This window comes from Ruegeria sp. HKCCD7181 (genome assembly GCF_057221055.1).
Genome location: NZ_JBWVBC010000005.1, coordinates 202,754 through 216,287 on the forward strand (window position 1 = coordinate 202,754; position 13,534 = coordinate 216,287).

Consider the following 13,534-nt stretch of genomic DNA (forward strand, 5'->3'; position numbering starts at 1 on the left):
ACTACGCGATGACAGGGAACAGGCCGCGAGGTGTTCTGGGATACTGGCTGCTTGGAGCAGCAGTCACATTTGTCCCGAATGTTGCCACTGCACTGGAAATCACACTTTCGGCCCCCGGCGCCTCGGCGGAATTGGTTGACCGGTTAGAGGAAACCTCGTCGGTCTACACCGCAGACTCGCGTGGGCTTGATACCTCACTCGAAATATTGTCCGCAGCGCTTTCCGATTATCGGACTATCGTACAGATCATGTATGACGAGGGCTATTTCAGTCCGGTCGTCAGCATCAAGCTGGACGGGCAAGAAGCCGCAAAAATCAGTTCGCTCGACGCTCCGGCTCAGTTCAAAAGTGCGGTAATTTCCATTACACCCGGACCAACCTACCGCTTTGGGACAGCCGTCGTGCAACCGCTGGCGCCGGGCACTGAATTGCCGGAAGAGTTCGCCACCGGCAAACTGGCAACAACAGGCGCGGTTCAACAAGCCACCTCTGCCGGGGTGCAGGGATGGAAAGATTTCGGCCATGCCAAGGCGGAAGTCGAAGACCAAAAGATCATTGCCCGCCATGCGCAAGCTCGGCTTGATGCCGAAATCGATCTGGCTCCGGGCCCACGTCTGACATTTGGCAAGATGATCATTCAGGGCGACAGCAAAGTGCGCCACCGGTCCATTGAAAAGATCGCAGGCTTCCCGTCTGGAGAAGTCTACTCCCCGCAGGAGCTGCAAAAGGTAGGCACGCGGCTGCGACGTACGGGCACATTCAGCACTGTCTCGATCCGGGAACGGGAGACACCAAACCCTGACGGAACACTGGACTTCGACGCGACCTTCGAAGATTTGCCCCCACGTCGCCTGACTTTCGGCGTCGAGATTGCCTCGCGCGATGGGGTGGATGTGACCGCCACATGGACGCATCGAAATGTTTTCCGTCGGGCCGAGCGATTGCGATTCGAGGCCGCCCTCCGCAATATTGGCGGGTCCGAGGACCTTGATGGCCGCATCGGGTTACGTCTTGATCAACCCGACAGGCTGGGCCCGGATGACAGCACGTTCTGGAACGCCTTGCTGGAACGGCGCAACACCGAAAACTACAATGTAAGTGTGGCGTCGCTTGCTTATGGTGCCCGGCGCACATTCTCTGACCGGCTCTATGCCGAGGCTTCAGCGGGTTTTCAGTATTCGGACGCTGATGACGCCTATGGCTCTGGACGAAAGTTCAGGTATTTTATTATCCCGTTGCGTTCGGAATGGGATGAACGTGACAGCAAGATAAGCGCCACACGAGGGTTTTATCTGGATTCCCAAGCGATGCCGTTCGTCGGGCTTTCCGGGACTGACACCGGCATCCGGTTGTTTGTTGACGGTCGGGTTTACAACGATCTGGGTACCGGTGGTCGACTGGTTCTGGCAGGCCGGGCGCAAGTTGGCTCGGTCATCGGGCCTCCAGCCGATGGCGTCACACCGGACTTTCTGTTTTTCTCGGGCGGCGCTGGTACAGTACGTGGTCAACCCTTTGAAAGCCTCGGCATTCCGGTCGGAACCGGTGTGGCGGGCGGCAAGTCGTTTATTGGCTTGTCTGGCGAAGTCCGTGGCCGCGTTACCGATGCGATTTCTCTTGTGGGATTTTATGATTACGGAACTGTAGACACATCGTCATTTATCGGCAGCGGGGCCGAATATCACGCGGGGGCCGGTGTGGGCATCCGCTATGATCTGGGTGGTTTTGGCCCCTTGCGGTTTGATCTAGCTTTCCCGGTTCAAGGTAGTACCGGTGATGGGTTACAGTTCTATATCGGTATCGGACAGGCCTTTTGATGCGTCGCGCTGTATATCCTTTGTTGCTCACTTCGGTGGCAATCGCCGTACCTGTACCGCTTGTGGCGCAGGACGAAGACGGTGGCAGCATGATCGAACGTTTCCTGCAGGATACCCTGTCGGGTGACGATCAGAATGTCCGTGTCATTGGCCTGCAGGGCGCACTGAGTTCACGCGCCACAATTCAAGAGATCACCGTTGCAGATGACGAGGGCATTTGGCTGACCATCAAGAATGCGGAACTGGACTGGAACAGGCTGGCCCTGATCCGCGGACGGTTCTCGGTCAACGCCCTCACGGCTCAGGAAATCGACATCGCGCGCACGCCGGGAACGACAACCAAGGACACACCGCCGCCTTCCGCTGAAACGCAGCCCTTTCAGTTGCCTGAACTGCCGGTCGCGATCGAGATCGGCGAGCTCCGTATCGACGATCTATCGCTGGGCGAACCTCTTATCGGTGTCGCTGCCGAGTTACAGGTAAACGGAAACCTGTCCCTTGCCGACGGAGCGCTGGAAACAACACTGGATATCGACAGGCTGGACCGCGCGGGAGACACAATTGATTTGACCGCCGGATTCAACAACGAAAGTCGCCAGATCGACCTCGACCTGACCGTGGCCGAAGCTTCTGGCGGGCTGATTGCGACGGCCCTGAACATCCCCGACGCCCCCCCAATCGGATTGGCGGCAAAAGGATCCGGTCCCATCACGGATTTCACTGCCGATATCGGGCTGAGCAGTGATGATCAGCCGCGTGTGACAGGTCAGATTCGGTTGCGGGCCGCCCCGACGGCAGCTGCCAGCGCAAGCGACGGCATCGCGTTCACTGCAGATCTCGGCGGCGATCTGACACCGTTTTTGGCCGAGAGCATGGATATGTTCTTTGGTACGGATACAAAGCTGTTCGTTGACGGACAGACGCATTCCGATGGCGGATTGGACATCTCCGACATCGAAATCACCTCTCAAGCGCTGAAGTTGGAAAGCCAGCTCAGCCTCGCGCCGGGCGGAAAACTGCAACTAATGGCTCTGCAAGGCCGTATCACACCTCCGGATGGCGACAGCGTCGTTCTGCCGGTCAGTGGTGGCGAGACTTCCATCGGCGCGGCACAGATCTCTGCGTTGTTCGACGCCAAGAACGGCAACCTGTGGGACCTGAGCCTGACGGCCAACAGCGTCGTGGCCGAGCAATTGAACCTGAACCACGCGCGGATCACCGGTCAGGGCACACTGGACCAAAGCAGTGGCCTGAACATCGACGGAGATCTGCAAGCTGCGCTGGACGGCATAGATATGTCCGACCCGGCACTGAATGCCGCAATAGGGGACCGTGTGACGCTGGACGGTCAATTCGACTACGGGGCTGACCAATCGCTGCAACTTTCCGGCTTTGAGCTGGTTGGCAGCGATTACACGCTTGCTGCTGATGCACTGATCAAAGGCCTGGCCACCGGATTGAAGGTTGACGGGTCGGCTTCGCTCCAGGCCTCGGAACTCTCGCGGTTTTCGGAATTGGCCAAGCTAGATCTGGGTGGCAAGGCTTCGGTCAGTATTCAAGGCTCCGGTTCGCCGCTCGAAGGTAGTTTCGACGGGAAAGCGGTGGTGAACGGTAGCAACCTCTCGACGGGTCGCAATGACATCGACCCGGTGATCGACGGTGAAACCGAAATCTCGTTGGACGGCAAGCGCGACTCGGACGGCATCACAATCCGCGATTTTTCGATCACGTCCGAAGAGCTTACCGCACAGGCAAGCGGTGACGTTACGACCCCTAGCGGCAACCTGACCATAGACGGTCAGGCCAGTGTCGATGCGCGTGACCTGTCGATTTTTTCAGGTCTGGCCCAACAGAACCTAAGCGGGGCAGTTCAGGCACAATTGGAAGGCAAAGGATCGGTCCAATCGCTGGAATTCGATGGCACTGCCAGTGTCACCGGGGACAATATCCAGACCGGGCTGGCCAAATTCGATCCGTTGCTGGCAGGCCGCGTCGCAATTGAACTTGACGGTGCCCGAACCGGTGATCAAATCACCATCCGCAACGCCACGGTGAACGGCAACGCCCTGAACGCACAGGTTGCAGCGACTATCGACGATCTGACCGGCGACCTGAGCGTCGACGGTCAGGCCCGAGTAAACGCACCTGACCTGTCGCTGTTTTCGGGAATTGCACAGCGCGATCTGGCCGGGTCCGTCACCGCGAACGTGACCGGAAAAGCTGCTCAGGGAAGCAAGCTCTTCGATATAAAGGGCAATGTCTCTGCCGACGACATCGCAACTGGCATTGAACTGGTGGACGAGCTAATCCAAGGACGCACGACTCTGGCCGTTGATGCGGTGAACGACGATCAGGGTCTGAACATCCGCACGTTCCGCCTGAACGGCACTGCGCTGACTGCCACGGCGTCAGGTCAACTGGACCGCGACGCAGGCGGGTTGGATTTTTCAGCTGAACTGGACAATTTGGGGCGCCTTTCTCCTACTCTCTCCGGCGCGATGAAGCTCGATGGGAATGTCGCGCCAACTGGGTCGGGATTGGAAGGCTCTGCTCGTCTGCAAGGCCCCGACAGTTCTTATGCCAATCTGACCGGCACAGTCGAATCCAACGGGTCGGCAGATTTGGATTTCGAAGGCCGTTTTAACCGAATTGAGCGGTTCGTGCCCGAGTTCCCCGGCACAGTATCGGCCAACGGTTCCGCCCGCAGAGATGCAGGCGTCTGGACAATTGATGCAAAAGCGGATGGTCCGGCCCAGATCAACACCACCGTAGCCGGAACATTCGACGAAGGCAGCAGCACAGCGGACCTGACCATGCAAGGTGGCGTGAATATCGGGATCATCAACGCTTTCATTTCGCCCAACAATATCGACGGCACAGCGAAATTCGACCTTGTCCTGAAGGGCGCCCCGTCTCTTGACGCGCTGAGTGGTACCATTTCAACCTCGGGCACGACCGTAGCGGTACCTAGCGTGACACAGACAATCAAAGGGATCGAAGGATCGGTCAACATCGCACAAAGCCGGGCTACGATTTCATTGAAGGGCGGGCTACGCGCAGGGGGTGGTTTCACTGTCAGTGGACCGGTCGACCTGACACCACCGTTCAATGCCCAGATCACCACTGCGCTCAACGACCTCGTCCTAACCGATGACCTGCTTTATGATACAACGTTGAATGGCCAGATCGCGCTGAGCGGAGCGCTTGCAGGCAACAGCGCATTGGCCGGTCAGATCAATTTCGGAGAGACTAATATCAATCTCGCCGCAGCGGGGGGGGCTGTTGGCGCGGCGCCTATTCCGCCGATTGTGCACGTGAACGAAAGCAACGCCAGCTTTGTAACCCGCGAGCGTGCGCAACTGGTCGAAACCGAAGAGAAAAGCAAAAACAACTCGCGCATCTCGCTGGACATCGGACTGCTGGCGCCCAAGGCGGTCTTTGTGAGAGGGCGCGGTGTGAATGCGGAACTGGGCGGCCGTATCCAGATAGGCGGAACAACGGCTTCGGTTGTTCCGTCCGGCCAGATCGAGCTTATTCGCGGTAACATCGACATACTTGGTCGTCGCTTGGCGCTGACCAAAGGACTGGTGACGCTACAAGGGGACCTGACGCCCTATATCGAGTTCGAATCCTCAACCAGTACGTCAGATGGAACAGCAACGATTGAAATCGCCGGACCGCTGGATTCGCCCAAAGTTGAAGTTTTTTCCGAACCTGAACGCCCAACCGAAGAAGCTCTGGCCATACTCCTGTTCGGCAACCGCTTTTCCGAGCTGTCGCCCTTTGTCATAGCCCAGATGGCGGCATCGCTGGCGCAGCTAAGCGGCGCAGGCGGCGATTCAACCAAGGGCGTGCGCGAGGCCACCGGGCTGGACAACGTCGACATCGGCACCTCGGAAGGCGGAGCGGGCCGGTTGGGCGCGGGCGCTTACCTGAGCGATAACCTCTACACGGATTTCACCGTCAACACGGAAGGTGATACCGAGGTGAACCTAAATCTGGATGTTACCGACAATTTCACCGTTAAGGGCACAGTGGATGGCCGCGGGGAAACCGGTATCGGCCTGTTTTTCGAGCGAGACTATTAAGCGTCGGAACAGCGCGACGGTTCTTACTTTCGTCGAATACCGATTGTTTGGCCGATCTGGGGTGCAGCTTCCAGGTATTTATGATCCTCGACCATTTGCGCCAAACGCTCGACCGCCCATCCGGGATAAGCGGTTGAACGCCCGGTGGCATGGCTGACATTCATGAAGATTACTTCCTGCGTCGCGCATACTTGATTACTCGCGGAGGAAAGCAACTGCGCGAAATAGTGGCCGCGCTTTTGATCAGCGTCCAACATGCGGAAGTGGAAATGAAAATCTCCGTCAGCCCTGATCTCATTTAAAAAATGCAGATGCGACTGTAGGACATACGGCCCCTGCCCCAATGCCTGCACCTGCGCTTCCCCCAGACCCAGTTGATCGGCCAACACCTTCTCGAAGGCCATATCGAAAACGACACCATAAAATCCAACATTCATGTGGCCGTTATAATCGATCCATTCTGGCTGCACCGTGAAACCTCTGACCTCAACCGGTGCGGCGTACGGGCCATCATGACCTCCAATGGGCTTAGAATTGTCCTGCATCCTTTGTCCCTATTGGTTCGTTTTGATCATCGAAAATCGCAACGGCCCGAACGAAGCCAGCAGATGCACCCTTGATCTTGAATGGGAAGCAGGAAATCTCGAACCCGGTGGGTGGCAGGATTTCAAGATTTGTCAGCTTCTCGATATGGCAGTAGCCGATGTCCATCGAGGCACGGTGCCCTTCCCAGATGATCGACGGATCGCGCGTCTCGGCGTATTCCTGTGCCGTCAGGGGAAACGGAGCATCCCAGCTCCAGGCGTCCGTACCGGTCACGCGAATTCCGCGTTCCGTGAGATACAGCGTCGCCTCACGCCCGATCCCGCATCCCTTCATCAAATAGTCGGGCTCACCGTAACGCGTTCCAGCAGCGGTATTGACCACGACGATGTCGAGCGGCCGCAACTCATGACCGATGCGTTTGAGTTCGGCCTCGAGATCCGCCGCGGTGACAACATACCCATCTTCGAAATGACGGAAATCCAGTTTAACGCCGGGGTTCATGCACCATTCCAGAGGTACCTCGTCGATTGTAATCGCCCGTTCGCCTTTGTTCATTGTGGAATGATGGTGGTATGGCGCATCTAGATGGGTGCCGTTATGCGTTGCAATCTGCAGCCGTTCGATAGCCCAGCCTTCGCCACCGGGCAGGTCTTCTTTCTTCAAACCGGGAAAGAAGGCCATAACCTGCTCGGCGGTCTGATCGTGGGTCAGATATTCGATTTCGGGCAGCATGATCGGCGGATCCGACACGATGCCGGTTTCCAACGGAACGGATAAATCGACAAGACGGCGCGCCATGAACACCTCCGGGCTTAGCAACCGCCTTAGGGTTGGCCGCACGCAACCCGCTGTCAAGAAGTGAAAAAGGCGACCCCTCTGGGCCGCCTAATCCTGCTGTGTGAGTGGTAGTACAATTATTCCGCCGCGACGGCGCCCTCGATTTTTTCGACCCGGATCGCCGAGAATTTGAACTCGGGGATTTTACCGTAGGGGTCGATGGCCGAGTTGGTTAGGATATTCGCCGCCGCTTCGACGTAGGCAAATGGGATGAACACCATATCCTCGGCGATGGCCCGGTCGGCCCGTACCATGATCTCGATGGTCCCGCGGCGGGTGGTCAGACGTATCATCTCACCCGGCTGGATACCCATCAGCTTAAGCGTACGAGGGTTCATCGAGCAGTTGGCTTCGGGTTCCACCGCGTCCAGAACGTTGGACCGGCGAGTCATTGACCCGGTATGCCAATGCTCCAGCTGACGCCCCGTTGTAGCGATCATCGGGTATTCGTCATCCGGCGCTTCATCCGGCGGGATGACACTGGCTGGGGTGAACCTGGCCCTACCATCAGCACGCGGGAATCCATCGCCAAACACGATCGCCTGACCGGGGTCGGTTTCGCTAAGCGACGGGTAGGTGATTGTCTCGGTCTCCAGACGCTCCCACGTGATGTTGTTGAGCGAGTTCATCGTCAGCTTCATTTCGTTAAAGATCTGAGACACATCTGTGTAATCCCAGTTCAGCCCGATCCGCTGCGCCAGTTCGACCGTGATCTTCCAATCCTCACGCGCCTCGCCCGGAGGGGTCACGGCAGGTCGCACGCGCTGTACCTGACGGTTGGTGTTCGACACCGTACCGTTCTTTTCATACAGCGCCGAGGCCGGCAGGATGATGTCGGCATAGTTCGCCGTCTCGGTCAGGAAGATGTCCTGCACGATCATCAGTTCCAGCTTGGCCAGCGCTTCGCGCGCATGGCCTACATCTGGGTCAGACATGGCCGGGTTCTCACCCTGGATGTACATGCCCTTGATATTGCCGGCGTAGGCCTGATCAATGATTTCAGTAACCGTCAGGCCCTTCTCGTTCGAGAAGTCCTCGGAATCCCACACGTCGTTGAACTTCGCACGGATGCCGTCATCGGTCACCGACTGATAATCCGGCAGGAACATCGGGATGAGGCCCGCGTCAGACGCGCCCTGAACGTTGTTCTGGCCCCGCAACGGGTGCAGACCTGCGCCCGGTTTGCCCACATTACCGGTCATCAGAGCCAGCGAGATCAGGCAGCGCGAGTTGTCGGTGCCGTGGATGTGCTGCGACACGCCCATGCCCCAGAAGATCAAACCGGCCTTGGCTTGCGCAAAGGTGCGGGCTACGCGGCGTAGCTGATCCGGTTCAATGCCGCAAATCTCGGACATCTTCTCGGGTGTGAAAGCGCGCAGGTGCTCTTTCTCGGCTTCCCAGTTCTCGGTCCACCGATGGATATACTGGCTGTCATACAGCTCTTCCTCGACGATCACGTTCATGATCGCGTTGAGCATCGAAACGTCGGCACCCGGACGGAATTGCAGCATTTCATCGGCAAACTTGCGCATGCCAACGCCACGCGGATCCATCACGATCAGTTTGCCACCACGCTTGGTGAACTGCTTGAAATAGGTCGCTGCAACGGGGTGGTTCTCGATCGGGTTCGAGCCGATGATGATCGCCACATCCGCATTTTCGATTTCGTTGAAAGTCGCGGTCACGGCGCCCGAGCCCACGTTCTCGATCAGCGCCGCAACGGACGAGGCGTGACACAGACGGGTGCAGTGATCGACGTTATTGTGGCGGAAGCCCTGACGGATGAACTTCTGAAACAGATAGGCTTCTTCGTTGGTGCATTTGGCCGAGCCAAAGCCTGCAACATTGCGTGGGTCATCCTCGCGCAGCGCCTTCAGTTTCGTGGCGGCCAGATCCATCGCCTCTTCCCAGGTCGCTTCGCGGAAATGGGTGCTGATGTTGCCGGGATCGACGTTCAGCCCCTTGGCAGGTGCATCTTCGCGCCGGATCAGCGGCTTGGTCAGGCGGTGCGGGTGGTGGATGTAGTCGAAACCAAAGCGGCCTTTGACGCACAGGCGGCCTTCATTGGCGGGGCCGTTGATGCCCTCGACATACTTGACCTTGCCGTCCTTGACCTTGAGCGAAACTTTACAGCCTACACCGCAGAACGGGCAGACGCTTTCGGTTTCGCTATCGTAGTCCTTGCTGTCGCCCTGTTGCTTGTCGTCCAGCACTGTGGCAGGCATCAGCGCGCCCGTTGGGCACGCCTGAACACATTCACCACAGGCCACACAGGTTGAATCGCCCATCGGATCGTTCTGATCAAACACCACTTGCGCAGTATGCCCGCGGCCGGCCATGCCAATCACATCGTTCACCTGCACTTCACGGCAGGCGCGGACGCAGAGGTTGCAATTGATGCAGGCGTCCAGATTGACGCGCATCGCAACGTGGCTGTCATCCAGCAGCGGGATTTTCTCGGCCTCTTTCGCCGGGAAACGGCTGTCGCTGACGTCGTTCAGCTTGGCCATGTCCCAGAAGTGGCTGGATTTGTCGTGCGCTACTTCGGGTTGGTCCGCGACCAGCAGCTCCATCACCATGGCGCGGGATTTCTCGGCCCGGTCGGTGTCGGTCTTGACCACCATACCTTCCGCCGCTGGACGGACGCAGGAGGCTACCAATGTGCGCTCGCCTTCCACTTCGACCATACAGGCGCGGCAGTTGCCGTCCGGTGTGTAACCCGGCGCCGGTTTGTGGCACAGGTGTGGGATGATCAGGCCCTGGCCATTGGCCGCGTCCCAGATCGTGGTGCCTTCGGGCACGGTGACGTCATCGCCGTTCAGGTTGAAGGTGACGGTCTTGGTTGGGCTTGCATCAAGCATGGCTCTGTCTCCCTCAGATTTCGTCAGCGAAATGTTTCATGACCAAACGGATCGGGTTCGGGGCCGCCTGCCCCAGACCGCAGATCGACGCGTCGCCCATGACCTGACACAGATCTTCCAGCAGGTCCTGATCCCACTTGTCGGCTTGCATCAGCTTCACCGCCTTTTCGCAGCCCGCCCGGCAGGGCGTGCACTGGCCGCAGCTTTCGTCTTCGAAGAAGCGGAGCATGTTCAGCGCGGCATCGCGGGCTGTGTCCTGATCGGACAGAACCACCACAGCAGCAGAGCCGATGAAGGTGCCATGCGGTTGCAGCGTATCGAAGTCCAGCGGGATGTCATCCATCGACGCGGGCAGCAGACCCGAGGACGGGCCACCCGGCTGATAGGCCTTGAAGATCTGGCCTTCGGCCATGCCACCAGCCGCTTCGATCACGTCTAGAATGGTCGAGCCAGCGGGCAGCAGATAGACGCCCGGCTTCGCCACACGGCCCGAGACCGAATAGCTGCGCAGACCCTTACGGCCGTTCTTTTCGGTGCTGTTGAGGCACTCGGGCCCCTCGCGGCAGACTTTGGTGACCCAATAGAGCGTCTCGACATTGTGCACCAAAGTCGGGCGGTTAAAGACCCCAACCTGCGCCACGAACGGAGGACGGTGGCGCGGCAGGCCCTTCTTGCCCTCAATCGACTCGATCATCGCGGATTCTTCACCGCAGATGTAAGCACCGGCACCCCTGCGCAGGTCGATATAACCTTTCTCGACGATTCCGGCGTCTTCCAGCGCAGCAATCTCTGTCGCCAGGATTTCCAGAACCGCCGGGTATTCGTCACGCATGTAGATGAAGCAGGTCTCGGCCTCGACCGCCCATGCGGCAATCAGCATACCTTCGAGGAAGACATGCGGCGTGCGCTCCAGATAATAGCGGTCCTTGAACGTGCCGGGTTCGCCTTCATCCCCGTTTACGGCCAAGTAGCGCGGACCTTCGTTCATCCGAACAAAGCCCCATTTCTTGCCGGACGGGAAACCAGCGCCGCCCAGACCACGCAGGCCCGAGGACAGGACGTCTTCTTGCACCTTCTCCCAATCACCACCGTCGCGCAGCTCTTTCAGCTTGGCGTAGCCACCGTTTGCCTCATAGGCCGCGAAGGCTTCGTAATCAGGCAGATGTGCATGGGTGTCATCGGCAGCAATCGCGGCCTGCACCTTTTCAGGGGTCGCGTGGTCGATATGGTTGTGGCCAATCTCAAGTACCGGAGCGGTGTCACAGCGGCCCATACAGGGCGCGCGGACAACGCGAACCTCGGCAGGGTCCAAACCAACTTCTAGCGCTTTCTGCAACTGCTGGGCACCGGCCATCTCGCAGGACAGAGAATCGCAGACACGGATGGTCAGCGCGGGCGGAGGCGTCTCGCCTTCTTTCACCACATCGAAATGAGCATAGAAGGTCGCTGTTTCATAAATCTCGGCCTGTCCAATCCGCATCTCGACCGCCAGCGCGGCGATGTGGTCGGCGCTGATATGGCCGTGTTCGTCCTGAATCAAATGCAGGAATTCGATCAGCAGGTCGCGGCGGCGCGGGCGATCGCCCAGCAGGCGGTGAATCTCAGCCTGCGCCTCATCCGTGAACTGACGGCCTTTGGGCGTGTGCCGCCCTTTGCCTTTACCTGACTTCCAGACGCCCTTGGGTGCGCCTGATGGCTTGGTGTCTAATGGTGCCATGATGCCCTCCGATTGAGGCTCCGTGTCTCATCAGAGTATCATATCGTCAAATCGCCAAATCCAATCGCACGATAACGACAACTTATCACCGCAAAGACGTCACAACAGCCCGCAACGCTTCGACAGTGGGCAATTCCGGATCACGCAACAAAGTCGCCAGACAAATCGGCTTACTGACAACGGGATCAACCAGAGGCAACACCTTCGTCCCCTTGAGGTCACCCAGCGCCCGTACCAGAACGCGGGGAACGACTGTGGCCGCCAACCCCTCGCGCGCCATGACCATCGAGGCGGTAAAGCCGCTTGTTTCGGCCACGACGTGCGGGTGCAGGCCCTGTTCGGCGAATATCCTGTCCAAGATGCGCCGGTTCTGCATCTGTGGCTCAAGCAAGCTGAGAGGATACTCGGCTACGCGAGCCCAGGGTATCGATCCGGTTTTGTCTGTCATATGAGACGGGATGAGCAGCACGTATGCCTCTTCATATAGCGGCTGCACCAGCCGCAAGTCCGTGCCGATGCTGTCTCCGTAGGTAATACCCGCATCCAAGCTGCCTTCATCCAGCCGGTGCTGAATGGCCGATGCCGACATCGTTTCGATACGTGTCAGAATACGCGGATGGGCTTGCTGCAAGTGTTTGATCAGCCGCCCGGTAAAGGCAATCGCGGTTGGGATAACACCCAAAATCAATGTTCCCGTAATCTCGCCTCGCGCCGCGAGGACCTGCTGCTCCAACGCCTTGGCATCATCAAGGATACGACGGGCACGGCGGACCATCATCTCGCCTTCTTCAGTCAACCCCTGAAATCGGTTGGCCCGACGGACGATGGAGACCCCCAACCTGTCTTCAAGATTCCGAATGCGCATGGAGAACGCGGGCTGAGAAATCCCGCATTCCTCGGCGGCCTTGGCAAAATGACGATGCCGCGCCAAGGCGCTGAGTAGTTGCAGGTCGCGGATTTCGATCATGCGGCGGTGTCCCAAAGTCTGGCCCGACGCACAGTAGCGCGTTTGCGTCGCGGTGAAAGGCTAGTTGTGGCCCGGTTATCGCGCTGAGTCTTGAATTGCACTTTCTTCTTTTACTTAGAGCGCGCTATCGTGAACCGGAGTCGACATGATGGGCGGACGACGTCAACGGTCAGTGAACGTTTCGGCTTGGTTGTACGTATCAGCGTGCTGGCGTTGTTTGCTTTTTCGTCAGGAGGAGGTGCCGTGGCACAAGAGAATGAAATTTCTGTAGCTAAGAACCTTTCCCGGCAGGCCGTTGAAATGTGGGCTGCGGGTACCGCCATTAACGAGTCAATTTTCGCCGATGGCTATCAGAACCATCAAGCACCTTTGGCGAACGGCGGCACAGGGAGCATCAACCTGACCACTTGGGTCGGCATCGTTGAGGACAATCATAGGGCTTTTTCCGACCTGAAGGTCGAGATTTTTGGGCAGACCGCCGAAGGCGACCGCGTGTCCACCCACTGGCGTTTTTTCGGGACCCAAAACGGTTCTTATCTTGGACTGCCCGCTTCTGGCCGTTCGGTTGATTGGACCGGGGTTCAGATTGACCGGATCGCCAATGGTAAGATAGCGGAAAGCTGGGTCGTCTGGGATTTCTTCACACTGCGACAGCAGCTTGGGATCGGCAACTAGAGCCACCGGGTTTGTTGTGCCCGATCCCG

8 protein-coding genes are annotated in these 13,534 nt (G+C 58.3%); 3 read left to right on the forward strand and 5 right to left on the reverse strand.

Going from position 1 to position 13,534, the window contains the following annotated elements:
- Nucleotides 1-8: 8 nt before the first annotated feature.
- On the forward strand, nucleotides 9-1,814 hold the full coding sequence (locus AC2TCY_RS12185; protein WP_480847872.1) for an autotransporter assembly complex protein TamA: 1,806 nt from the start codon (nucleotides 9-11) through the stop codon (nucleotides 1,812-1,814).
- Nucleotides 1,814-5,902: a translocation/assembly module TamB domain-containing protein gene (locus tag AC2TCY_RS12190; RefSeq protein ID WP_480847723.1), complete on the forward strand. Its 4,089-nt coding sequence runs from the start codon at nucleotides 1,814-1,816 to the stop codon at nucleotides 5,900-5,902. The genes AC2TCY_RS12185 and AC2TCY_RS12190 overlap by 1 nt, the downstream gene beginning before the upstream one ends.
- A 23-nt stretch (nucleotides 5,903-5,925) precedes the next feature.
- On the opposite strand, the gene AC2TCY_RS12195 is transcribed toward AC2TCY_RS12190, so the two are convergent.
- The 5 genes from AC2TCY_RS12195 to AC2TCY_RS12215 all read right to left on the reverse strand — a co-directional run bounded on the left by AC2TCY_RS12195 (nucleotide 5,926) and on the right by AC2TCY_RS12215 (nucleotide 12,830).
- Nucleotides 5,926-6,447, reverse strand: coding sequence for a thioesterase family protein (locus AC2TCY_RS12195; RefSeq protein ID WP_480847724.1), 522 nt, complete (start codon nucleotides 6,445-6,447; stop codon nucleotides 5,926-5,928).
- Nucleotides 6,431-7,246: a cyclase family protein gene (locus tag AC2TCY_RS12200; protein ID WP_480847725.1), complete on the reverse strand. Its 816-nt coding sequence runs from the start codon at nucleotides 7,244-7,246 to the stop codon at nucleotides 6,431-6,433. The genes AC2TCY_RS12195 and AC2TCY_RS12200 overlap by 17 nt, the downstream gene beginning before the upstream one ends.
- 116 nt (nucleotides 7,247-7,362) lie before the next feature.
- A complete protein-coding gene (gene fdhF, locus AC2TCY_RS12205; RefSeq protein ID WP_480847726.1) occupies nucleotides 7,363-10,146 on the reverse strand; it encodes a formate dehydrogenase subunit alpha in 2,784 nt (927 codons plus the stop codon).
- Between the two features lie 13 nt (nucleotides 10,147-10,159).
- The gene (locus tag AC2TCY_RS12210) at nucleotides 10,160-11,863 is read right to left on the reverse strand and encodes an NAD(P)H-dependent oxidoreductase subunit E (protein WP_480847727.1); all 1,704 of its coding nucleotides are present in this window, start codon (nucleotides 11,861-11,863) and stop codon (nucleotides 10,160-10,162) included.
- An 85-nt stretch (nucleotides 11,864-11,948) separates the two neighbouring features.
- The gene (locus AC2TCY_RS12215) at nucleotides 11,949-12,830 is read right to left on the reverse strand and encodes a LysR family transcriptional regulator (protein ID WP_480847728.1); all 882 of its coding nucleotides are present in this window, start codon (nucleotides 12,828-12,830) and stop codon (nucleotides 11,949-11,951) included.
- 243 nt (nucleotides 12,831-13,073) lie between these two features.
- Here AC2TCY_RS12215 and AC2TCY_RS12220 point away from each other — a divergent pair, with 243 nt between their 5' ends.
- A complete protein-coding gene (locus tag AC2TCY_RS12220; RefSeq protein ID WP_480847729.1) occupies nucleotides 13,074-13,505 on the forward strand; it encodes an ester cyclase in 432 nt (143 codons plus the stop codon).
- Nucleotides 13,506-13,534 lie beyond the last annotated feature (29 nt).

Coding starts and splice junctions, on each gene's coding strand:
- AC2TCY_RS12185 (WP_480847872.1), top strand. CDS start 9: ATGACAGGGAACAGGCCGCGAGGTGTTCTGGGATACTGGCTGCTTGGA.
- AC2TCY_RS12190 (WP_480847723.1), top strand. CDS start 1,814: ATGCGTCGCGCTGTATATCCTTTGTTGCTCACTTCGGTGGCAATCGCC.
- AC2TCY_RS12195 (WP_480847724.1), bottom strand. CDS start 6,447: ATGCAGGACAATTCTAAGCCCATTGGAGGTCATGATGGCCCGTACGCC.
- AC2TCY_RS12200 (WP_480847725.1), bottom strand. CDS start 7,246: ATGGCGCGCCGTCTTGTCGATTTATCCGTTCCGTTGGAAACCGGCATC.
- fdhF (WP_480847726.1), bottom strand. CDS start 10,146: ATGCTTGATGCAAGCCCAACCAAGACCGTCACCTTCAACCTGAACGGC.
- AC2TCY_RS12210 (WP_480847727.1), bottom strand. CDS start 11,863: ATGGCACCATTAGACACCAAGCCATCAGGCGCACCCAAGGGCGTCTGG.
- AC2TCY_RS12215 (WP_480847728.1), bottom strand. CDS start 12,830: ATGATCGAAATCCGCGACCTGCAACTACTCAGCGCCTTGGCGCGGCAT.